This is a genomic window from Saccharibacillus brassicae (assembly GCF_006542275.1).
Lineage (GTDB): Bacteria > Bacillota > Bacilli > Paenibacillales > Paenibacillaceae > Saccharibacillus > Saccharibacillus brassicae.
On record NZ_CP041217.1, the window covers coordinates 4,152,254 to 4,174,757 of the forward strand.

At 60.0% G+C, this 22,504-nt stretch carries 21 protein-coding genes and 1 riboswitch; of the genes, 11 read left to right on the top strand and 10 right to left on the bottom strand.

Translation table 11 applies throughout. The annotated features are described in order from the left end of the window. Positions 1-687 precede the first annotated feature (687 nt). Positions 688-894: a hypothetical protein gene (locus FFV09_RS17225; RefSeq protein ID WP_141448969.1), complete on the bottom strand. Its 207-nt coding sequence runs from the start codon at positions 892-894 to the stop codon at positions 688-690. 152 nt (positions 895-1,046) lie between these two features. On the opposite strand from FFV09_RS17225, the gene FFV09_RS17230 reads away from it, so the two are divergent. After that, positions 1,047-1,829, top strand: coding sequence for an MBL fold metallo-hydrolase (locus FFV09_RS17230; RefSeq protein WP_141448970.1), 783 nt, complete (start codon positions 1,047-1,049; stop codon positions 1,827-1,829). Positions 1,830-1,916: 87 nt separating this feature from the next. Further along, the gene (locus FFV09_RS17235; protein WP_141448971.1) at positions 1,917-2,222 is read left to right on the top strand and encodes a hypothetical protein; all 306 of its coding nucleotides are present in this window, start codon (positions 1,917-1,919) and stop codon (positions 2,220-2,222) included. Positions 2,223-2,379: 157 nt separating this feature from the next. On the opposite strand, the gene FFV09_RS17240 is transcribed toward FFV09_RS17235, so the two are convergent. Beyond that, complete coding sequence (locus tag FFV09_RS17240; protein WP_141448972.1) at positions 2,380-3,180, bottom strand: Cof-type HAD-IIB family hydrolase; 801 nt, start codon at positions 3,178-3,180, stop codon at positions 2,380-2,382. 66 nt (positions 3,181-3,246) lie between these two features. Beyond that, positions 3,247-4,251, bottom strand: a complete 1,005-nt coding sequence (lplA, locus tag FFV09_RS17245) for a lipoate--protein ligase (protein WP_141448973.1) — start codon at positions 4,249-4,251, stop codon at positions 3,247-3,249. A gap of 223 nt (positions 4,252-4,474) precedes the next feature. Here lplA and FFV09_RS17250 point away from each other — a divergent pair, with 223 nt between their 5' ends. The 5 genes from FFV09_RS17250 to FFV09_RS17270 all read left to right on the top strand — a co-directional run bounded on the left by FFV09_RS17250 (position 4,475) and on the right by FFV09_RS17270 (position 8,573). After that, entirely contained in the window at positions 4,475-4,663 is a 189-nt protein-coding gene (locus tag FFV09_RS17250; RefSeq protein ID WP_141448974.1) for a hypothetical protein, read from the top strand. A gap of 71 nt (positions 4,664-4,734) precedes the next feature. Beyond that, complete coding sequence (locus FFV09_RS17255) at positions 4,735-4,959, top strand: hypothetical protein (protein WP_141448975.1); 225 nt, start codon at positions 4,735-4,737, stop codon at positions 4,957-4,959. Positions 4,960-5,165: 206 nt separating this feature from the next. Further along, positions 5,166-5,349, top strand: a riboswitch (cobalamin riboswitch). 196 nt (positions 5,350-5,545) lie between these two features. Further along, positions 5,546-6,580, top strand: coding sequence for an ABC transporter substrate-binding protein (locus tag FFV09_RS17260; protein ID WP_141448976.1), 1,035 nt, complete (start codon positions 5,546-5,548; stop codon positions 6,578-6,580). Then, the gene (locus FFV09_RS17265; protein WP_141448977.1) at positions 6,577-7,620 is read left to right on the top strand and encodes a FecCD family ABC transporter permease; all 1,044 of its coding nucleotides are present in this window, start codon (positions 6,577-6,579) and stop codon (positions 7,618-7,620) included. The genes FFV09_RS17260 and FFV09_RS17265 overlap by 4 nt, the downstream gene beginning before the upstream one ends. Beyond that, entirely contained in the window at positions 7,617-8,573 is a 957-nt protein-coding gene (locus FFV09_RS17270) for an ABC transporter ATP-binding protein (protein WP_141448978.1), read from the top strand. The genes FFV09_RS17265 and FFV09_RS17270 overlap by 4 nt, the downstream gene beginning before the upstream one ends. A gap of 239 nt (positions 8,574-8,812) precedes the next feature. Here FFV09_RS17270 and FFV09_RS17275 read toward each other — a convergent pair whose 3' ends face one another. Next, on the bottom strand, positions 8,813-10,501 hold the full coding sequence (locus FFV09_RS17275; protein WP_170315065.1) for a methyl-accepting chemotaxis protein: 1,689 nt from the start codon (positions 10,499-10,501) through the stop codon (positions 8,813-8,815). Positions 10,502-10,883: 382 nt separating this feature from the next. On the opposite strand from FFV09_RS17275, the gene FFV09_RS17280 reads away from it, so the two are divergent. Together FFV09_RS17280 and FFV09_RS17285 are read left to right on the top strand one after the other, a co-directional pair. Next, positions 10,884-12,284 (top strand): L-cystine transporter, encoded by a 1,401-nt coding sequence (locus FFV09_RS17280; protein ID WP_141448980.1) that lies wholly within the window; start codon positions 10,884-10,886, stop codon positions 12,282-12,284. A 259-nt stretch (positions 12,285-12,543) separates the two neighbouring features. Continuing rightward, positions 12,544-13,281 carry a queuosine precursor transporter gene (locus FFV09_RS17285; RefSeq protein ID WP_141448981.1) on the top strand — a complete coding sequence of 246 codons (738 nt, stop codon included), beginning with the start codon at positions 12,544-12,546 and terminating at the stop codon, positions 13,279-13,281. 182 nt (positions 13,282-13,463) lie between these two features. Here FFV09_RS17285 and FFV09_RS17290 read toward each other — a convergent pair whose 3' ends face one another. Both FFV09_RS17290 and FFV09_RS17295 read right to left on the bottom strand, forming a co-directional pair. Then, complete coding sequence (locus tag FFV09_RS17290) at positions 13,464-14,558, bottom strand: M24 family metallopeptidase (protein WP_141448982.1); 1,095 nt, start codon at positions 14,556-14,558, stop codon at positions 13,464-13,466. Positions 14,559-14,578: 20 nt separating this feature from the next. Continuing rightward, the gene (locus FFV09_RS17295; protein WP_170315066.1) at positions 14,579-15,274 is read right to left on the bottom strand and encodes an MBL fold metallo-hydrolase; all 696 of its coding nucleotides are present in this window, start codon (positions 15,272-15,274) and stop codon (positions 14,579-14,581) included. 566 nt (positions 15,275-15,840) lie between these two features. Here FFV09_RS17295 and FFV09_RS17300 point away from each other — a divergent pair. Continuing rightward, positions 15,841-17,310: an RtcB family protein gene (locus FFV09_RS17300; protein ID WP_141450517.1), complete on the top strand. Its 1,470-nt coding sequence runs from the start codon at positions 15,841-15,843 to the stop codon at positions 17,308-17,310. Positions 17,311-17,461: 151 nt separating this feature from the next. Continuing rightward, positions 17,462-18,688, top strand: coding sequence for an ATP-binding protein (locus tag FFV09_RS17305; protein WP_141450518.1), 1,227 nt, complete (start codon positions 17,462-17,464; stop codon positions 18,686-18,688). A gap of 131 nt (positions 18,689-18,819) precedes the next feature. Here FFV09_RS17305 and phnE (FFV09_RS17310) read toward each other — a convergent pair whose 3' ends face one another. From phnE (FFV09_RS17310) to FFV09_RS17325, 4 genes are all read right to left on the bottom strand, one after another. Next, a complete protein-coding gene (phnE, locus tag FFV09_RS17310) occupies positions 18,820-19,617 on the bottom strand; it encodes a phosphonate ABC transporter, permease protein PhnE (RefSeq protein ID WP_141448984.1) in 798 nt (265 codons plus the stop codon). Beyond that, positions 19,614-20,360 (bottom strand): phosphonate ABC transporter, permease protein PhnE, encoded by a 747-nt coding sequence (gene phnE / locus FFV09_RS17315; RefSeq protein WP_170315161.1) that lies wholly within the window; start codon positions 20,358-20,360, stop codon positions 19,614-19,616. Before phnE (FFV09_RS17315) ends, phnE (FFV09_RS17310) begins: the two co-directional genes overlap by 4 nt. 104 nt (positions 20,361-20,464) lie before the next feature. Next, positions 20,465-21,256: a phosphonate ABC transporter ATP-binding protein gene (gene phnC, locus FFV09_RS17320; protein ID WP_141450519.1), complete on the bottom strand. Its 792-nt coding sequence runs from the start codon at positions 21,254-21,256 to the stop codon at positions 20,465-20,467. Positions 21,257-21,456: 200 nt separating this feature from the next. After that, positions 21,457-22,416 (bottom strand): phosphate/phosphite/phosphonate ABC transporter substrate-binding protein, encoded by a 960-nt coding sequence (locus FFV09_RS17325; RefSeq protein WP_141448986.1) that lies wholly within the window; start codon positions 22,414-22,416, stop codon positions 21,457-21,459. Positions 22,417-22,504 lie beyond the last annotated feature (88 nt).

Here is a 22,504-nt window from a genome sequence, read left to right on the forward strand (position 1 = left end):
CAAGAGCCCGAGTTCAAGGGAGGGCTGGCGTGCCGCAGCGCCAAGGGCAAGTTCAAGAGCCCGAGTTCAAGGGAGGGCTGGCGTGCCGCAGCGCCAAGGGCAAGTTCAAGAGCCCGAGTTCAAGGGAGGGCTGGCGTGCCGCGGCGCCAAGGGCAAGTTCAAGGGCGGCGTGGATTGTAACGAATCCTTGTATCGCTAATTATGCGTTTATGGCCTTTTTCGGATTGTAACGAATCCTTATAGCGTTATTCGGCTCATTTGGAGGCAAAAGTGACGATGGAGCGCGATTAGCGATATGACGATTCGTTGGATTTTGGAAAAGGCTGAAAAGGCCGGAATAGCGTGCTCAGGATTCGTTAGGCAAGCAGAAGCAGGAGCGACGCAGGGGGTGACGCAGGTCCGACGCGGGTCCGGTTGGCGGCTCCCTTACGTGCGGGCATACCGTTTACGTTGGGAATCGTGGGCAGCGTCTGTCTTGGGCGGCGTTTCTTTTCAGCAAAAGGCGATACCACGAACAGACCCCAAATTCGTATGCATGCCAAAAAGCGCCAGGCTCGGGAAAGATCCCGGGTCTGGCGCTTTTGCGTACGTGCGGCTGCTCTTGGCAAGCCGGCATGCGACGAGTGAGGGAAACAAGCAGGCGGCAGGCCGGGCATGGATGCCCGTCGGCGCGTAACCGTTCGCTTTTTATTTCCTGCCCCGGCGCATGCCGCTGAGTTCGAACATCAGGTAGATGACGCCGCCGATCACGACGCCCGCGATGACGGCGGCGACGAGGGAAGAGGTGAGGACGGATACCGGGCTTGCGCCGGAGTTGTAATTTTGCACAAGGCCGAGGACCAGAACAAGCACGAACGGTATCCAGACGGCTTTGGACGTGACGAATTTTTTCATGGAGTCTCCTTATATAGCGAAAATGGATACTTCCCATTATACCGGAATGAAACTTGGGCGTCTGCTGCGGATTGTTTTTGAAGCCGGAAAATCGGGGTATAATCCAAGGGAGAAGCGGCGCGAAGCCGGGACAGACAAGGAAGGTGAGCGCAATGGCGGAAGATCGGTTGGTATTTTGGGGGACAGGCGACGCGATGGGCGTGCCGCGCGTGTACTGCGACTGCGGCGTCTGCGAAGAAGCGAGAACGACAGGCGTCAATCGCCGGCTGCGGTCGATGGTCGCGGTGGAGGAAAGCGGCGGCAGCCGGTTCTTGATCGACTGCGGGCCGGATTGGCGGGTGCAGATGGAAGCGCGGGGTATCCGTACGGTGGAGACCGTTCTGGTCACGCATCCGCATTTCGATCATATCGGCGGACTGTGGGAATGGGCCGACCAATGCCGATGGACGGAAACGCGGGGAATTTTGTATGCGCCGGGCGAAGTGCTGGAGGCCATTCGGGACCGTTACCCGTGGCTGGACCGGAATTTGGACCTGCGGGAGATCGGGGACGGATTGACGCTCGGAGGGTGGAACATTTTCGGTTGGCGGGTCAATCACGGCAAGAACGGGTATTCGTATGCATACCGTCTTGAAAAAGACAGCTTCGCCTGGGTCTACTGCCCCGACTCGATCGGACTGTCCCGCGAGGAGATCGAACCGATGCGCAGCGCCGATCTGCTGGTACTGGGAACGAGTTTCGTGCAGGAAGACGCCGACTATTCGACCCGTTCCGTGTACGATATGCGCGAAGCGGCCGAGCTGATCCGCGAAGTTCGCCCGGCTCGGACGCTGTATACGCATATGTCGCACGACGTCGATTTGAACCGGCTGCCGGAGCTGCCTCCGAACGTCTCGGCGGCCAGCACGGGAACGATCGCGGAACTGAAGCGGTAGCGGCCGGCGGAAGACGGGAAGCCGGTCGGCGCCAGGCCGGGCAGCGAATAGCCAAGCGAAAAATTCAAATTATGGAGGGATTTTATCATGTTGGAACCGAATGAAGAAAAAGGACAAAGAAACCACGAATCGCCCGATCCGACCGCAGACGAGACGACCAACCTGCGAGACGACGGATCGATGGAAGAACGCACGATCGAAGCCGAGACGCCGGGCGAAAAACGTCCGGACGCCCATGTCGGCAACGTGCCGGGAGAAGTCGATCCCCGCATGGCGCAGGCGGCCGCGGATATTCAGGAAGATCATGCCGGAACGCAGTCGCCGAGCGCGATCGACGAACCGGGCCTGGACAAGTTGAATAGCGAGGAAAAAGCGGAGCATACGGAAGAGTAGGCCATACGTCTGCCGCGTGTGCAAAGAACGGCTTCGTTGTCGTTCATGAGCCGGTTTTCGCAAAAAAAGACGAACAAACAGCCCGGAAGCGGAAGCTCCCGGGCTTTTTTATATACGCCTATAGGTTCTGATCCATCCTGCAAGGGGAAGCCGCCCGTTATCTGCCGAACACGAACTTGTCGATCACGACTTTGACGCCGTCTTCGTTGTTGCCGAGCGAGATAAAATCGGCGATCGCTTTGAGCGGTTCGATCGCGTTGCCCATCGCGACGCCGAGGCCGGCGGCTTCGAGCATCTCGTGGTCGTTCCAGGAATCGCCGATCGCGATCGTTTCTTCCAGCGAGCAGCCGAAGTAGTCGGCGAGGAAAGCGAGCGCGTGGCCTTTGGTGCCTTCATGGTGCATAATTTCCAGGAAATGCGGCTTGGACTTGGTAATATGCACCTGGTCGCCGAGCAGTTCGTGCAGCTTGGGAGCCAGCTCGTCGAGGAAGTCGGGATCGTCGATGATGAGCATTTTCGGCGTCGGCTGCGAGAACAGTTTTTCAAAATCCGGCTCCAGGTAGAAGCGCGTATTGTTCAGCTGCGAATAAGCGATCAGCTTCTCGTTTTCTTCGCGCGCGTACAGTTTGTCGTCGATGTACGTTTGCAGGTGCAGATTGTGATCCAGGCAGTATTTGCCGAGCTTGAGCGCCGCTTCGACCGGCACATGGCGTTCCAGCAGCACTTTGCCGTCGATCAGGTTTTTGACCAGCGCGCCCTGATACGTAATGATCGGCACGTTGAGCCCCGTCTGGGCGGCGAGCTGCTTGGCGGACGCGTAAGCGCGGCCTGTCGCGAGCGTGACGACCACGCCGGCGGCTACCGCTTCTTCCAGCGAAGCCTGCGTGGCAGGGGTTACCTGTTTGTCGTCGTTGATCAGGGTGTCGTCGATATCGATCGCAATCAATTTGTAAGTCATGGTTTCTCTCCCGTCTCTTTCTGTTTATCTGTTTTGTCTATGCTTCAGTCCGGATTCCGTGCCCGTTCAGTCCTGCAAAAAGACGAGCCCAACGAAGTCGTCCATCTCGATGCTGCCGAAGTAATGCTTCAGGTCCACGCCTTCGAGCGCTGCGCGAACGTCCGATTCTTCGTACCGTTTGCCGCGCAGCAGGGCTGCCACTTCGGACGCGTCGCCCACGCCGAAAAAGTCGCCGAAGATCGTAATGTCTTCGATATGGCCGTTGTTGACGTCCATGCGCAGGTCGATGATGCCGACCGGGAATTTCTTCGCGTGCTTGACGTTGTAGGCCGGCGACTGGCCGTAGTTCCAATCCCAGTTCCGGTAGCGTTCCTCGGAAATCTCATGGATCTTTTTCCAGTCTTCTTCGGTCAGTTTGTACTCCGGTACTTCATTCGGCTCCACGTTGAAAATATGGCGCAAAATGCTGTCGCGGAACTGCTGCATCGTCAGCTTCTCGTTCATGAACTCCGAGATGTTGGCGACGCGGCTGCGGACCGATTTGGTGCTTTTCGATTTGAACTTTTCGGGATTCGCTTTCAGCGCCGAATGCACGTTGTCCAGTTCGGAGTCGAACATGAGCGTGCCGTGGCTGAACATGCGTCCGCGCGTCGAAAATTGGGCGTTGCCGGAAATTTTCTGTTCGCCGACCTGAAGATCGTTGCGGCCGGACAGTTGGGCTTCGACGCCCATATCGTGCAGCGCTTCGACCATCGGTTCGGTAAATTTGCGGAAATTGTGGAACGATTGGCCGTCGTCCTGGGTCAGGAAGCTGAAATTCAGGTTGCCGAGGTCATGGTAGACCGCGCCGCCGCCGGACAAACGGCGCACGACGTGCAGATCGTTCGCTTTGACGTACTCGGCGTTGATCTCTTCAACCGTATTTTGGTGCTTGCCGATAATGATCGACGGTTCGTTGATGTAGAACAGCAGATAGCTGTCGCCGTCCATCGGCAGATGACGCAGCACGAATTCTTCGATCGCCAGGTTGATTCGCGGATCGTGAATGCCCTGATTGTCGATAAAAAGCATGGTATGGCCTCCCGTTTCGAGTCGATTTCGCCTCTCATTTTAACCTCTCTTATTGTAAACCAAACAAATCGTCCAAGACCAGTCTTTGCGACCGATTGAAGGCGGGGAAAAAAGACTTTTTTCGTTTGATGCGGCAGATGGCGGGTAATACATACGTATCCCGACCCAACGCCAAACAGCGGCGGACGCGCAAGCGGCCGGCGGATGAAGGAGGTTGAACAGGATGGATGACAAAGCCAAAAGCCTGCTGGATCACAAAAAAGATCATGATCACAGCGGCGAATTGAAGCATTTTGTCGAGAATCAGGTCGAAACGGCGGAGTCCGCGGTACCGAGCCGGGTAGAGGCGACCAAAGACCAGCGCACGGATCAACAGAACAGACTCAAAGACCAGCAAAATATGCGCAGGTAAGCAGCGACCGCAAACGCGAGCGACAACGAACAGAACCCAACTACTGAAATGCAGCCAGGAGGTTGACCGACATGGACGACAAAGCCAAAGAACTTCTCGAACAGAAAAAAGCGAACGATCAGGGCGGCGAGTTGAAAAAGTTTGTGGAGAACCAAGTGGAAGGCAGCGGCAGAAACGTTCCTTCGGACATCGAAGCGACCAAAGGCCAGGTCCTCGACCAGCAGAATCGTCTCAAAGACCAGGAGAACCGCACGGCCAGCCATACCGGCGACCGCGGCGCGGATCCCAAAGTCTGAACCCCATAAGCGGGCAGTCCGAAAAAGGCCCGACAATTCGACTCATCCAACAGCCCAAACGGCTCCGGCCTCGCTCCTCAGGGAGAGAAGCCGGGGCTTTATTTGTCGTTTTTATTCGTCGCTGCGGTTGTCATAAAGCCTGCCTATCCCCTATAATCGAAAGGCGATAACTGCAACAGTACAGCTGCCGAGGTCCTGCGAGGGCTGTCTGACGGAACGTTTCCGGTCAGGCGAAGCCCGCAGGTTAAAAGGGAAGCCGGTGCAAGTCCGGCACGGTCCCGCCACTGTAACACGGGAGGAATCCACGACGCCATTGCGATCATACGCGAGAAGGCGGATTCCGCATGGCCCCCCGTGAGTCAGGAGACCTGCCCGGCAGACCCGATTGCGGGTCCCGTCTTCGAGGAAAGACGCTCCTTGCACGTACGCCCAAGACTCCGATCCCCCGCCCGCCGTTTTTTGAGGCCCGCGCTCCGGGGTCTTTTGGCGTGCGTCCCTGAAGCCCTTTCCGCCAACCGGCCGGATCGGGCTTTTTGTTTGGGTACATGCAGACACACGCCGAACAGACATTCAAGGGGGAACCACCATGACACACGAGAACAACGACAAACAGACCGGCGCAGTCTTAATCCGCGGCCGAAAATTTCTGCTGACCGGCGTCTCCGCGCTGCTGCTGGCTGTGGGCCTTGCCGCGTGCGGCAGCCGGACGGCGGAAGCGCCGCAGCCTGCGCCGAACGAGAGTCAGGCCGCCGGACAGGCCGCGGCGCCGGCCGATTCGTCGCAGGCGGCAGACGCTGCGCGGCAGACCTCTTATCCGCTCACGCTTACAGACGCGACCGGTACGGAAGTGACGTTCGAGTCCGCGCCGAAGCGGATCGTCTCGCTGGCGCCGTCCGAGACGGAATCGCTGTTCGCGCTCGGCCTGGACGAGCAGATCGTCGGCGTCTCGGACAACGACGATTACCCGGAAGCGGCGCAAAGCAAGCCCAAAATGGGCGGCTTCGAACTGAACACCGAAGCGATCGTGGCTGCGCAGCCGGACATCGTGTTCACGGCGGATCTCACCGACGACGCGACGGTCGAATCGCTGCGCGGGCTCGGACTGACCGTGTTCAAGTTCAATCCGGATACGCTGGAAGACGTCATGACCGATATCGCGACGTACGGCGAGATCGTCGATCGCCAAAGCGCAGCCAAAGCGGTAACCGACAAGATGCGCGCCGGGATCGAACAGGTGCGCACGGCGGCCGCTTCCATTGCGGAAGACGAGCGCAAAACGGTGTATCTGGAATTTTCGCCGGGCTGGACGGTCGGCACCGGCGAATTCATGCACGAGCTGATCGAGACGTCCGGTGCGGTCAACGCCGCCGCGGATACGCAGGGCTGGAGCGAAGTGGATGCCGAAGCGATCATCGCGGCGAATCCCGACGTCGTGCTCTACAGCAAGCTGTCGGTCGACCCCAAGACGATCAAAGAGCGGAGCGGCTGGCAGCAGTTGACGGCGATCCGGGAAAACCGACTGGTCGCGATCGACGACAATCTGGTCAGCCGTCCCGGACCCCGCTTGTCCGAAGGGCTGATCGCGGTGTTCGACGCGATCTATCCGGATAAGCGGCAATGATCCGCCGGCTGGGCGGATACGGACTGCTTGCCGTCGCCCTGCTGCTGACAAGCCTCGTGCTGACGCTGCGGATCGGTTCGGTCAACCTGCCCGCCGGCCAGATCGCGGGCATTCTGCTGCACGAACTGCCGGGTATCGGCAGCGCCGTTGCGCAGACGTGGGACGAGGCTTCGGCGCAGATCGTGCTGCGGGTACGGCTGCCGCGCATCGTGCTGTCGATGCTCGTCGGCGCGGCGTTGGCGCTTGCCGGCGCCGCTTTCCAGGGCGTGCTGCGCAATCCGCTCGCCGATCCGTTCACGCTTGGCGTCTCGTCCGGTTCTTCGATCGGTGCGGCGCTCCTGATCTTCTTCGGGCTGCGCACGGCCTGGATCGGGCAGTGGACGCTTCCGCTGACCGCGTTCGTGACGGGCGCGGCGACGCTGTTTGCCGTGCTGGCGCTGGCCCGGGACCGGGGCAGGCTTCCCGTGCACGGGCTGCTGCTGGCCGGGGTCGTCATGCAGTCGTTTCTCGGCGCGGCGGTGACGTTTCTGTCGGCGCTGTCCGACCGTCCGGTGAACGAGATTCTGTTCTGGACGATGGGCAGCCTGAACCTGCGGGGCTGGAGCTATTCGGCGCTGCTGCTGCCGTACGTGCTGATCGGCGGGCTGTTTCTGTGGGCGAACGCGGGCGCGATGAATCTGTTCGCGCTCGGCGAGCGCAGGGCGGCGCAGCTCGGCTTGAACACCGAGCGCACCAAAACGTCCGTGCTGCTGGCAGCTACGCTGGTCGCGGCCGCCGCCGTATCGGTGTCCGGCGTGATCGGCTTCGTCGGCCTCGTCGTGCCGCATATGATCCGGCTGATCGCCGGACCGGATTACCGGCTGCTCGTGCCGCTGTCCGCGCTCGGCGGAGCGCTGTTCCTGATGTGGGCCGACACGCTGGCCCGCTCGCTGCTCGGCGGATCGGAGATTCCGCTCGGCGTCGTGACGGCGTTCGCCGGCGCGCCGTTCTTCGCGCTTCTGCTGCAGCGGGGCAAGCGCGGCAAAGGAGGGATCGGATGAAGCGGAGAAACGTATTCGCGGCATGGGCGTACCGGCGGGCGGCCGGTCCGGATCGGCATTCGACCGGGTCGGCCGCCGGAGCCGAGAACGGCGCCGCATCGGCGGCGGACGCCGGATCGCCGGGCGCCCGCGCGGACGAAAGCGTCCCGCCGGCGATCGAGCTGCGCGGCGCGGCGTGCGCTTACGGCGAGCGCGAAGCCGTCCGTCCGCTGGACTGGACGGTACGGCGCGGCGAATGGTGGGCCGTGCTCGGGCCCAACGGCAGCGGCAAGACCAGCCTGCTCGGGCTGGTCTCCGGCGCGGAGCGCCCGTCGGCCGGCGAAGTCCGCCTGGACGGCCGGCCGCTTGCGGCATACAGCCGCCGCGAACAGGCTCGCCGCCTGGCCGTGCTGCCGCAGGAAGGCCTGCCGCCGCTCGGCCTGACGGTACGGGACGCGCTGGAGATGGGGCGCTTCCCGTACCGCGACCGCTTCGGCCGCGATCCCGACCCCGATGCGCCGGAGCGGCTCGCCCGCATTGCGCGGCGGCTGGAACTGACGGCGCTGCTGCCGCGCCGCCTCGACGAACTGAGCGGCGGGCAGCGGCAGCGCGCCGCGCTCGGGCAGGTCATGGCGCAGCAGCCCGAGATTCTGCTGCTGGACGAGCCGACCGCGTACCTGGACATTTATTATCAGCTCGACGTCATGGAGCTGGTGCGGGAGTGGCGCGAGGAAGAAGGGCTTACGGTCGTGGCCGTGCTGCACGACCTGAACCTGGCCGCCCAGTATGCCGGGCGGCTGCTGCTGCTGCGCGAAGGCAGCCGGGCGGCCGAAGGCACGCCGGAAGAAGTGCTGGCGCCGGACATCGTCGGCGGCGTATTCGGCGTCGCCCCGCCGCTCGTCGTGCGGCGCGAAGAGATCGGCGCGCCGCAGCTGCTGTTCCGGGCGGACGGTCCGCCGCGGAGCGCGAAGTAACGTTCCGCCGGTTCGATTCCCGGTTCGATAGGTCCCGAACAGCGTTCAAAGCTCGACAAAAAGGCCGGAGAAGGACTCTCCGGCCTTTTTGCGTTCGATGATTTGATTATTCGAGGGGAGGAAGATGAGTACCTTTTCCGCCGGATGATATCCGCTGCACGGCTGGGCGGACGGCTGCATGCGGCTTTTTTTGCTCAGATCGCTCAGACCGTCCAGACCGTTCAGCCCGGCCAGCGCGGTCAGATCTTGAAGCGCCGCACGGTGTCTTCGAGTTCTTCCGCCTGCCGGGTCAATTCGCCGACGGTACGTGCATACAGTTCCATTTCTTCCAGCTGCCGGGCGCTGCCGCTCGATACGTCCGCGACCCGCGCCTGAACGCGTTCCGTGATCCGGGCCGTTTCCTCGACCGAAGCGCTGACCTGCTGGCTGCCGGCGGATACCTGCTGGGTCGACGACGACACGTCCTGCACGGACTGGCTGAACCGCTGCATCAGACCCATCAGCTCGCCGAAAGCGCTGCCCGCGCGGCGAACCGCTTCCGCGCCGGACACGATTTCGGTGTGCACCGAACCGATCGCGTCCACGGAGCGCTGCGAGTTTTCGCGCAGCGAACTGAGGGAGTGTTCGATCTGGCCGGTCGCTGCGCGGGACTGGTCGGACAGCTTGCGCACTTCTTCCGCGACGACGGCAAAGCCGCGGCCGTGTTCGCCGGCGCGCGCCGCTTCGATCGAAGCGTTGAGCGACAGCATCTGGATCTGCTTGGAGATGCTCGTGATCGCTTCGAGCACTTCGGTGATCTCGTCGGAACTCGATCCCATCGTTTCGATATAGGCCCGGGCCTGGACGGTCGTCTCCTGCACGCGGTTCATCTGATCGACGGCCTGCTGCGCAAGGGCGTTGCCCGAGACGGCTTCTTCGGAAGCGCGGGAGATCTGATCGTTGACTTCGGCGGCGGATTCGGCGATATGCTGGATGCCGCCGCTGATCTCTTCCATCGCTTTGGCGTTCTCTGCCGTGCCGCTTGCGACCGTCTCGCTGCTCTGCGCGATTTCGGCAGCCGACGACGAAGATTGTTCGCCGATTTCGTACAGCACGACGATGCCGCGGGACAATTCGAGCGAATCGTTTTTGACCCGGTCCGTCGCTTCGAGCACCTGGCCGATCATGCCGCGAAGATTGGTCGTCATCTGCTGGAACGCCGAAGCGAGCTGCGCGATCTCGTCGCGGCCTTTCACTTCGATGTTCGCCTGCAGGTCGCCTTCGGCGACGAGCTGAGCGTGCTTGACCAGACGGCCGAGCGGCTTCGTCATTTGGCGGCTGACCGCCGCCGCGACAAGCGCGCCGAGCACGATCACGACGACCGTGATGCCGAGGCTCGTCAGCAGGATCGCCTGCGTCACCTGCGTCACGAAGTTGGCGTCAAGCGTGGCGCCTACGAGCAGCGTACCGCCCGGAACGGACAGATAGCCCTGCAGGTCGGCGTCGTCGCCGTTTTGATTAAGCGGGGTGATGACCGCGTCTTTGCCGCTTTTGAGCGCCTTCTGCATATGGGGCGAGACGGCCATTTTCTGTCCGACTTCGATTTCGGAATCCGCGCTGGCCATCACGACGACCACTTCTTCGCCCTGCACGTCCAGGATATACACGTTTTCGAGTCGGAATTCGGACTTGGAATCGTTGAGGTACGTCTGAAGCTTCATCGAAGCGGCGGCGTTTGCTTTGGCGGCCATGCCGGCCTGCGTCGAATCGATACCGCCCCCGATTTCGGAAATGCTCAAATCCAGCGTTTTGCTGAATTCGGGAATGATCCGGGTGTGGAGGGTATTATTGAATATGAAGAAAAAACTCCCGCAAAGAAGCAGGCTTACCGCGAGTATGATCGCTCCCGACAGGGTAATGATTTTACGGCTGATAGAACGATTTAACATGATGTGCTCTCCCTTCATTGTAAAACGACTGCAATTCAGCATGCACGACAGGTCCTTTTCAAAAAGTCGAGACTTGGTGTGCAGATTCATGAAGTGTAAAACCGGGACGAAAGTCGGGTAACCGAGAATTAAATCAGGAACAAAGAACGAAGTTAGCAAGCAAAAAGCCGGAAACTCCAACAAATTATTCTTCCACATCATACATGAGAAGAGTGAAATTTGACCATATTTATGTAAGCTCTTTATGAAAATTTTGCAAACTCCAAAAAAGTATATCAAAAGCATCGGAATAGTGGTATTATAAATCACAGATTATAAAAGGACTTACATACACGGACAGTTGACCGCTGTTCGAATACAGACAAAGAGAGGGATTGAACGAATGGAAACCTTTTTCGTAATTTTGAACATCGCCGTGCTGGCGGGGCTTGCGGTGCTGCTCTACATCATGCAGAAGCGCCACGTCTCTTTTAGCAAACGGGTCTTTACCGCGCTTGGCCTGGGCATCCTGCTTGGCGGCGCCCTGCAATGGATCTACACTTCCGAATCGGAAGTCGTCTCGCGTTCGATGGATTGGTACAGCCTGCTCGGCAGCGGCTACGTCGGACTGCTGCAGATGATCGTCATTCCGCTGATCATGGTGTCGATTATCACGGCGATCATGAACATCAAAGGCGGCAAGAAGCTCGGCAAGATCAGCGCTTCCGTCCTGATTACGCTCGTGCTGACGACAGCGATCGCCGCAGCGGTCGGCATCGCCTCCGCGATGGCTTTCGGCCTGAACGCGGAAGATCTGCTGGCCGGACAGGGCGAAGCCGAGATCGCGCGCGGCGAATCGCTGGAATCGCGGCTGGGTGACGTAGAAGGCGTCTCGCTGCCGGAACAGATTCTGTCCTTCATCCCGACCAATCCGTTCGCGGACATGACGGGAGCCCGTCCTTCCTCGACGCTTGCCGTCGTCATCTTCTCGGCCTTTATCGGTCTGGCCGTATTGGGCCTGGACCGCAAAAACGCGCAGCAGGCGGAGACGTTCCGCGGCATGATCAATGCGGTACACGGCGTCGTCATGCGCATTGTGACGATGATTCTGCGCCTGACGCCGTACGGCATCCTGGCGCTGATCGCCAAGATGATGGCCACAACCGACCCGGCCGGCATCGCCAGGCTGGCCGAATTCGTTGTCGCTTCGTACGTGGCGCTGATCGTCATGTTCGTTATTCACCTGGTGATCCTGCTGCTGTTCGGCATGAACCCGGTCACGTATGCGAAAAAGGTCGTCTCGACGCTTATCTTCGCGTTCACTTCGCGTTCGAGCGCGGCGACGATTCCGCTTAATATCGAGACGCAGACCAAAAAGCTCGGCGTGTCCGAAGGCGTGGCGAACTTGTCCGCAAGCTTCGGCGCGACGATCGGCCAGAACGGCTGCGCGGGCATCTATCCGGCCATGCTGGCCGTCATGATCGCTCCGGCGGCAGGCGTGGAAGTCAATCTCTCGTTCATTCTCACCCTGATCGCCGTTGTAGCCATCAGCTCGTTCGGTGTAGCGGGCGTAGGCGGCGGCGCGACGTTCGCGGCGCTGATCGTGCTCTCGACGATGAACCTGCCGGTCGCGCTGGCCGGACTGCTGATCGCCGTCGAGCCGCTGATCGATATGGGCCGTACCGCCCTGAACGTCAACGATTCGATGGTGGCCGGCGTCGTCACAGGCAAAGTGACCGGCGAGATCGACAAGAAAACGTTCGATTCCGCCGAGACGCCGGAACTCGAAACGGCGAGCGCGTAAGCATGGATGTTCGATCCGCGGCAGCTGCCGCACCGGAAACGGCCTTCGGGCCGTTTTTTTGTTTGCCTGCCTTTGTCGAGCCGTATTCAGAACGTTCAAAAAACAGTGGTATAAAAACGGCCGCCATGTTAAAGTGGTACAGGACTTCGGGCCCCGCAGCGGTGCGCGTCGCTTTTTGGCGTGCTTCCGCAGCGGGCGCGAAAATCACATCACGCGGTTCGTAACCATCCCGCGATACCAAAACTAGGGGGCTTATCCGGTGTTCAACTTTACTTGGGGCGTCTTTTTCGTCCTGGTCAACTTTGCGTTCTTCCTGCTCTGCTTCAAATTTTTCGGCAAAAAAGGGCTGTATGCCTGGGTCGGAGTGGCGACCGTTATCGCCAACATTCAGGTGACCAAAACGATCGACATGCTCGGTATCACGATGACGCTCGGCAACGCCATGTACGTCAGCGTCTATATGACGACCGACCTGCTGAATGAACGTTACGGCGTCAAAGCCGCGCGCCGCGCGGTCTGGTTCGGCTTTTTCATGCTGATCATGACGACGGTCATCATGCAGATGGTGCTGCGTTTCGTGCCTTCGGAAGTCGATTTCGCGCAGGGAGCGATGGAGGCGCTGTTCGGCCTGCTGCCAAGACTCGCGCTCGGCAGCCTGGCGGCTTACCTGGTCAGCCAACTGCTGGACGTCTACTTGTACGCCGCGATCCGCCGCAAGTTCGCTTCCGCCAATCAACTGTGGATTCGCAACAACGGCAGCGGCTTCGTCAGTTCCTTCGTCGATACGCTGATCTTCTGCGCGATCGCGTTCACCGGTCCCGAATACGGCGGGTTCTCCGTCTGGATTCAGCTGTTCGTCTCGACCTATGTCTTCAAATTCATTCTGACCGCGGCCGGCACTCCGGTGCTGTATTGGGCGCGCGGCATGAAAGTGCCCGCCGAAGAAGCCGATTCCGGCCTGCCGACCGTTCCGGCCGAGCACGCGGCGGTCAAATAGGAATAGGGCATCCTCGGCTGTTCATTGAACGTGATCTCGGCGATTCGGCCGGATCGTGTGCGGAACCTCCGACAATCCCCATGAAAAAGCGGCTCCCGATAGATTCGGGAGCCGCTTTTTTGCGAGCTTTTTGATCGCATTTCGTATTTCGTATTTCGGATTCGGAATTCCGGCGTGCCCGATCAGCCGATGACCGTCAGCTGCTTGGGGAACGTCGTGAGCACGTCCACGCCGCCTTGCGTCACGATCACGTCGTCTTCGATCCGGACGCCGCATTCGCCGGCGACGTAGATGCCCGGCTCGACGGTGAAGCAGAGGCCTTCGGTCACGAGCTGTTCGTTCGCTCCGTGCACGGACGGATGTTCATGCACGTCCATGCCGAGTCCGTGTCCGAGCCGGTGCATGAAGTGCGGGCCGTAACCGGCTTCCGTGATCACTTCGCGCGCGGCGGCGTCGACCGAAGCGAGGGTAACGCCCGGCCGGGCATGCGCGATCGCGGCCAGATTGGCGGCCAGCACCGTCTCGTAGATCTTGGTTGCTTCTTCGCTCGGGCGCTCGGCCACGGCGAAGGTGCGCGTAATGTCCGACGCGTAGCCGTCGAGGTACACGCCCATATCGAACATGAGCATATCGCCGGCCGCGATTTGGCGTGAGCCCGGAGTGCCGTGCGGCAGCGCCGTTTTGTCGCCGGTCAGCACCATCGTGTCGAACGAAGGGCCCTGCGCGCCGAGTTTCTTCATTTGATATTCCAGTTCGGCCACGATCTCGATCTCGGTGACGCCGACGCGGACATGCTTGAGTCCTTCGGTCAGCACGGCTTCGATCAGATGGACCGCCCGGCGCAGCTTCTCGATTTCTTCCGGCGTTTTGGCCGCGCGCAGCGCGCTGAGCACGCCGCCCACGTCCGCATAGCGGTCAGCGCCGAGCGCGGCGCTGAGCCGTTCGAAGCGCGAGACCGACAGATGGTCTTTTTCGATGCCGAACGCGCCCGGCACGCGGCCGATCCAACCTTGCAGCAGCGCGTACGCATCGTCGGTATCGCCGTGGGTACGGATCAGCGGAACGGAAGAATGCGCTTTGGCGTCTTCAAGGTCGAGTGCGGGGACGACCAGAAACGGTTCGTCATGCTTCGGAATCGCCAGGCCGAGAAAGCGTTCGTGCGGATCGGAGAAGAAGCCGGTCAGATAGCCGACATGCTTCGGATCGGTAATAAGCAGGCCTTCGAGTGCCTGTTCGTCCATATGGGTTCTGAGCTGCTTCCAGCGTTGATCGTTCATCAATCGTTCACTCCCGTAAATTATCTTGTAGTCAGGCGCCGCAGTTCGCCGCGTACGTCGCCTTCGAACAGTCCGCCGTGGTAGCACAGTACCCGGTCGATCTCAAGGTCGAGCAGCTGCTTCAGCGAAGCGACAGCCTGATCCATATCCTGCGTATAACGCGGCTCGGCCAGTTCCAGTTCGCCGTTCGAGACGCGCATCGCGTCGCCCGCGAGCAGCAGCTTCTCGCCCGGCACGTAGAGGCTGATATGTCCCGGCGTATGGCCGGGCGTGTGCAGGACGCGGATGCCGCCCTGCAGCGGCAGAAGTTCCCCGTGCGCGAGCACGCTCGTCACTCGGCCGGGAACGAGCGTATCCAGCATGCGCTGCAGCGGTTCGCGCCGCTGCGGCGGCATGTCGATCAGCGTCTGCGGCGGCAGCTTGATCAGCGGCTTCTCGCCTTCGAGGTAAGGGCGTTCGTCCGCATGCGCCCATACTTCGACGTGCGGCAGCCGCTGCAGCAGCTCGGGCAGCGTGCCGATATGATCGGCGTCCTGATGCGTGAACAGAATGCGTCTGATCGTCTCCGGCTTCAGGCCGGCCTGCACAATGCGGGTTTCGAGCTGTTCGTACATGCCGGGCAGCCCCGTGTCGACCAGCGTCAATCCGTCTTCGTCTTCAAGCAGAGCCGCGTGGAACGCATGCGCCGCTCCGCCGCCGTCGGGCGTCAAGGCCAAGTCCGTTATTCCTGCTGTAATTTTCATGAATATCGCCGGATTCCCGGCCCACCTCCCGTAAATTTCGGTTAGGTCGCCGCAGGCGTTCGCGCGGCGCTTCCGCTGTCCATTATAAACCAAGAAGCGGGCGGGGGCCAAAAAAGAAGCGCGGCTTCCAGTATTAGGGTTGACAGTAATCGCCGGAACAGGCTATGATGAATTTACTATTTGACAAAGGAGGATGGCAGCAATGATCGTCGTTAACCGTTTGAGAACCCATTTGACAACCGAACAACAGCCTTTCGTTCTGCCTGTCCTCGACGGGTACGGCTTGGCTTGAATGATCCCGAAGCACGGTCCTTTTTCCGCGAATGTTTCGTTTGCGCGCGAAGAACGGACCCTGCGACGCGGCCCTTCTTCGTTTTCCCGCTTTCATACGGCGAGAACCTATAGAAGCGGAGGGACAGTCCCGATCATTCAGGCGACGCCGGCATAGCCGCGGACGAGACGTCCGCGGTTTTTTGTTATGCTTTTTTACCCCGACTCCCAACGCTTTGTCCAAATAGAGAGGAATGAATTTTACTTTTATGCCAAGTTATCCCGAATCGAATCTGTATCCAACCGGACTTCAACCGAACGAACCGTTTTACCGCGAAGTGGAGCTTCCCGCCGGCAGCGTCCACGTCTACGCGGACGAGGAGATGTATGCCGGACTCGATCCCCGCATCTTCGACATGGCCGGGCACAATCTGCAAATTCCCGGCATTCGTTATATGGGCTACACGCCGGACGTGCATATGGGCGTCGGCACGTGCATCGGCACGACGGCGGTCTGGAACCGGGAGGGCGGCATGGTCTCCCCGTCGATCGTCGGCAGCGATATCGGCTGCGGCATGCGGGTGCATCTGACCAATCTGCATCGCAGCGACGTTCAGGATCTGCGCCTGCGCCGCAAGCTCGTGAACCGGATCGAAAAATATCTGCCGATGGAGGCGCATCAGCGGGGCGCGTTCTCCGATCTGCGGATGGACCATATCGTGCAAAAAGGACTCAAAGGACTGCCGAATAAATATTTGCCGGAGAACGTCTCCGCCAAACGTTCGCCTTCGCTGACCCATGTGGAGCATGCGCGCTTCGCGTTCGATCCGGAAGAATTGAACGCGGTGGCCGATACGTACTGGGTCAAAGGACTGCGCCAGCTCGGCACGCTCGGCGGCGGCAATCATTTTGCGGAGATTCAATATATCGAAATCGCGGAAGAAAACCGGGAGCTGGCCGAGCGATGGGGCATGCGCGACGGGCAGGTGGTCGTCATGATCCATTCCGGCTCGCGGGCCTGGGGAGCGATGGTCAGCCAGCATTACACGTCGATGGCGGCACGGGCGATGAAACGGCTCGATCTGCGCACCGACGATCCGAGGCTGATCTTCGCGCCGCTGGATTCGCCGGAAGGACGCCGTTATACGGACATGATGGCTTCGGCGCTCAATGTCGCGGTCGTCAACCGCCATCTGATCGCCTATGCGATCCGGGAAGCGTTCCTTGACGTCTTCGGCTCCAAGTTCCAAATGGATATTTTATACGACCTGATGCACAATTACGCCTGGGAAGAAAGCCACGGCGGGGAAGATTGGTTCGTGCACCGCAAAGGCGCCACGCGCGCCCTGCCGGCCGGCCACCCCGACAACCCCGATGTCTATGCGCAGACCGGCCATCCGGCGCTTATTCCGGGCTCGATGGGCACCTCGTCGTACATTATGGCGGGACTGCCGAGCGGGGCGGGCAATTACCATTCGATCTGTCACGGCGCCGGCCGGATCCGTTCGCGCACCGCGACGAAAAAGCTCGTGACGGTGGACGAGTTCGCCGCCGCGCTCAAAGTCGGCACCGAAGAAGAAGTGATCGTCAACCACAATGCGCTGGGCGTGATTCTGGACGAATCGCCGCAGGCGTACAAGGACGTCGATCGGATCATCCACAGCGTCGCCGGAGCGGGACTCGCTTCCGTCGTCGCCAAATGCAAGCCGCTTGCGGCAGTGAAGGGAGCAAAAACCTGAGATGGAACAAAAAGTACGCCAAGATCACGAACATCAGGATCGCCAACATCAGAATCATGAACGTCAGGATCACAAGCAAAGCGGCGGAGGAACCCCGATTCCCGCCGGCGAAGAACGCACGATCGTCGCTTACGAACCGGGCAATCCCAATATGGCGGAATACGAATCGTATGCCCGAGTGACGAGAGGCATCGAAGCGATGCTGGAAGAAAAATACGGCATGACCTACTCGCTGTACGCAAGCGACGACGGCAACCACGATTATTGGGAACTGCTTGAAGAAGACGTCAAAAACGGCGCGCCGGAAGTGGAATGCGCCGGCCGGATCTACGAAGGCATCGAAGGGCGCACGTTCGCTTACGACGAAGACAGCAGCACGCCGGAATATACGATTCACCCGGCTATTCGCAACAACGTGTTCGTGTACGCGGAGCAGGGCGTCGCGCTTGCGCGCATTCCGATGTTCCGCCAGCACGGCATTTACAGCGAAGATTTCGTGTTTGCGACAGGCGACGCCGCGATCAGCGCTTTTCTAAGCGGCGTTCGTACCCGTCAGCGCAATCGCGATCAAGGCCGGATTACCGTGTTCACGGATACGAACAACGGCATGCAGCGCGAAAGCGAGCCGATCACGCGGGCCGTCTCGCGCGAAGATGTCATTTTGCCCGAACCGCTCAAAAAGGAAATTTATCGGTCGCTTGACCAGTTTTTCGCGTCGGACCGGAGTTTCTACCGCAAGCATAACCTGCCGTTCAAACGGGGTATCCTGCTGTACGGCCGTCCCGGCAACGGCAAGACGACGCTCGTCAAATCGATCGCCGGCAGCGTGCAGGGACCGGCCGCTTATTGGCAGATCACCGAATATACGTCCAGCGTGTCGGTGCACGAAGTGTTCGAGACGGCAGCCCGGCTCGCGCCGATGGTGCTCGTCATCGAAGACATCGACTCCATGCCGCAGGGCGTGCGTTCGTTCTTCCTGAACACGCTGGACGGCGCGACGTCCAAAGAAGGCATTTTCCTGATCGGTACGACCAACTATCCGGACAAGATCGATCCGGGCCTCATGAATCGCGCCGGCCGCTTCGACCGTTCGTACGAGATCACGCTGCCGGACGCGGACCTGCGCCGGACCTTCCTGCAGCGCCGCGGTCTGCTGGAGTTCGTGTCGCCGGACGATATGGAACGCGCCGTATCGCTGACCAAAGGCTTCAGCATGGCGCAGCTCGGCGAATTGTACGTCTCGGCCGCGCTTGACTGGAACGAACGCGGAGAAGCGGATATTGCCGCGGTCGTTCGGTCGATGAACGGCGAGCTGAGCAAAGAGAAGCGCGGGAACTGGCTGGACGGCCATCACGGCGGTATCGGCTTCCAGTTGTAAAAACATGCAGAAAAGCGCCCCGGATCATCCGGGGCGCTTTTTTTAGTGTAAAAAAAGAGGCGAATCTTGAGCAGATTCGCCTCTTTTCGAGGTGCGGTTCCGGGATGCGGCGCGGAACCGCCGAACATCGATTAGATGATGCGGCGGCGGAGCCAGCCGGAGATCAGGTCGATGATGATGACCAGCACGACGATGCCGAGCAGGATCACGCCGACGCGGCTCCAGTTCCGGGTCTGGAGCGCGAAGATCAGCGGGGTGCCGATGCCGCCCGCGCCGACGAGGCCGAGCACGGTCGCGGAACGGATATTGATCTCGAACCGGTACAGCGCGTACGAGATGAACTGCGGAATGACCTGCGGCAGGACGGCGAAGCGCAGCACCTGCAGCTTGCTCGCGCCGCATGCTTGCAGCGCTTCGCGCGGGCCGTCGTCGACCGCTTCGATCGTCTCGGAGTACAGCTTCGCGAGCATGCCGATCGAGTGGACGCCGAGCGCCAGGACGCCGGCGAACGCGCCGGGACCGACCGCGACGATGAACAGGATCGCCATGATGATTTCCGGGAAGACCCGGATAACCGTCAGGACGAACTTGCCGCTGCCGGAGATGACCTGCAGGCGGCTCATGTTGGCCGAAGCCCAGAACGCGAACGGGATACAGAGGAAGGCCGAGATGAACGTGCCCAGAATGGAGATGGTCAGCGTCTCCAGCAGGCCGCGCAGCAAATCTTCGCCTTCCGGCATGTAGACGTAGCCCCAGTCCGGATGGGTGAAGCCGTCCCAGATCGATTTCATGACGGTGCTTCCGTATTCCTGGAAGCCTTCGAACTTGAGGCCCGACAGCGACCAGATGAACAGGAGGATCAAGACGACGCCGATCAGCCAGTTGCGGATAATCGGACTGCGCGTTTTGGAAGGAACGGTTTGATTCATAGCAATTTCCTCCGTAGATAGGTACTGGCGTAATCGATCAACAGGACGATTACGAGCGTAAGCAAAATAATGATCGAAGCGCGGTCATAACGCAGCGAGTTCAGCTGCTGGTCCAGATGCAGGCCGATACCGCCGGCGCCCACGAAGCCGAGGACGGCAGCCGCCCGCACGTTCACTTCGAACGCGTACAGCACGTACGAGAAGAAGTACGGCAGCGCCTGCGGGATGACGCCGAATACGATCAATTGAATTTTGTTGGCGCCTACGGAAGTCATCGCTTCGAGCGGGCCCGGATCGATCGCTTCGATCGCTTCGTACGTCAGTTTGGCCACGAGGCCGAACGAGAAGAAGACGAGGGCGAGCATGCCCGCGAATGCGCCGATGCCGAACACGGCAACGAAGATGGCGGCGAACAGCAGGTCGGGAATGGTCCGAACCAGATTCAGCACCATGCGGACCGGAATGCTGACGATTTTTTTCGGAATGACGTTGGTGGCGGCCAGCAGCGCGACCGGCACGGCCAGAATCGAGCCGATGACGGTCGCCGCGATCGCGATTTGCACCGTTTCGACCATCGGTTCCCAGATGTCTTCGGCATAACTCCAATCCGGTCGCATCATTTCGCCGAGAATCCGGCCCATGTTGGAACGGGCGCCGTCGCTGAACAGGCTCAGGAAGTTCGCGTCAACCTGATAGAAGCAGGCCACGAGCACGATGATGAAGAGCAGCCAGGTCGCCAGCATCTTGTAGCGCTGCGGCCCTTTCGAGTCCAGGGTCGGCGCCGGCTTTTTGGAAGGCGGAGGAGGCGGTGCGCCCACTTCCGCCGATTCCGGCGTAGGAGCAGGCGTCATACGGTTACGCCCCCTTTTGCAGCCTCGGCCGCCAGCAGCTCGTCTTCATTGATCGGACGGCCGTAGATTTCGGCAAACTTGGCATCGGTCGCCTCGGCGACCGGACCGTCGAACACGACTTCGCCGGCGCGCAGGCCGATGATACGGGTCGCGTATTCGCGCGCCAGATCGATAAAGTGCAAGTTGACGATCGTCGTGATCTTCAGCTCGCGGTTGATGCGCTGCAAGTCGTCCATGACCTGACGGGTCGTCAGCGGATCGAGCGAAGCGACCGGTTCGTCGGCCAGAATGACTTTCGGCTTCTGGGCCAGGGCGCGGGCGATCGAGACGCGCTGCTGCTGGCCGCCGGACAGCTGATCGGCGCGGATATACGCTTTCTCGCGAATATTGACGCGGCTGAGCGCGTCGAGCGCGATCTCGGTATCTTCTTTCGGGAAGTAACCGAACATCGTGCTGAACGTCGAATGGTAACCGACGCGTCCGGACAGGACGTTGCGCAGCACGGTGGCGCGCTTGACCAGATTGAAGCTCTGGAAGATCATGCCGATATCGCGGCGGATCCGGCGCAGCTGCTTGCCGCTCGCTTTGGTGACGGACTTGCCGTCAACGGTAATCTCGCCGGAACTGATATCGTGCAGGCGGTTGACGGAACGCAGCAGCGTCGATTTGCCGGCGCCCGACAGACCGACGATCACGACAAATTCGCCTTCGTGGATCTTCAGGTTGATATTGTTGAGGCCGATCGTGCCGTTGGGATACTGCTTGACTACATTTTTGAATTCAATCATCATTGCCCGCTTTCTCCGGTTGTGACTTTCCGCGATGCGGGAAGAACCGGTTAGATTTGCGCGTGCTCCAAACGCCGCACAGCGCCGCTTGCGGCTGTGAAAACCGCAAGCGGCGCTGCATGGAGAACCCGGATGAACGCGTTCAGATCGATTTTACCAAAATTATACCATAATGCCGAGCGAACGGTGAAGAGTCAAACCTATTCGATCTTTTGGCCGACCGCTTCGGCGGATTCGCGTACGATCGCGAAGTTGGCATCGTCGCCTTTTACGTAACCGACATGCGTGTACACGTCGTTGATAATTTTTTGGCCTTCCGGATCGTTGCCCAGCGCGATGAACGCGTCGGAAATTTTCGTTTTCCACTCGTCTGTCATATCGCTGCGCACGCTGACCGTATCGTTCGGGATCGGGTCGGTCGAGAACAGGATTTCCGTTTGGTCGAACACGTCCGGCACGTCGCCTTTGACCGTGTTGCGAGCGTCCTGGAAGACGGCAACCGCGTCAACTTGTCCGTTCAGCAGAGCCAGTACCGCTTGGTCGTGGCCTTTGAGCGTAACGCCTTGAACGTCTTTGCCCGGGTCGATGCCGGCTTTGATCATCGCTGCCGCAGGGAAGACGTAACCGGCGGAAGACGTAACGTCCTGCCAGCCTACTTTTTTGCCTTTCAGATCTTCCAGGCTTTTGATGCCCGAATCTTTTTTCACGAGGATCAGGGACTTGTAGAAGTCGACTTTCTCTTCGGTCGGTGCGCCTGTTGCTTCTTCAACGCCGTAACGCTGCGCTTGCAGCAGCAGGTCGGCCGATTTTCTTACGTCGTGAGCCAGTACGTAAGCGTTCGGAGGCAGGAAGCCTACGTCGACCTGCTTGGCGGTCATCGCTTCGATGATGGTGTTATAGTTAGGAGAAACGCTGACTTTTACGGGAATGCCCAGTTCGTCGCCGAGCAGCTTCTCAAGCGGTTTCGCTTTGGCTTCGAGTGTCTCCGCGTTTTGCGAAGGAACGAACTGCACGGTGAGTTCTTTCGGCGTGTAACCGGCTGCTGCCGCTTCGCCGCCTTCAGCCGACGTTCCGCCCGATGCGTTATTGCTGCTTCCACATGCTGCCAAACTTGCCGTAACGGCTACCGACATGCAGATCGTAAGTACTTTCTTGAACAAAATCTTTTCCCCCTCAGGTTTGGTTGGTTATGTGCGTTGCACTCTCGCGGCCCGAAGCCGACAAACAGAAGTGTACCAGCAATTTCCT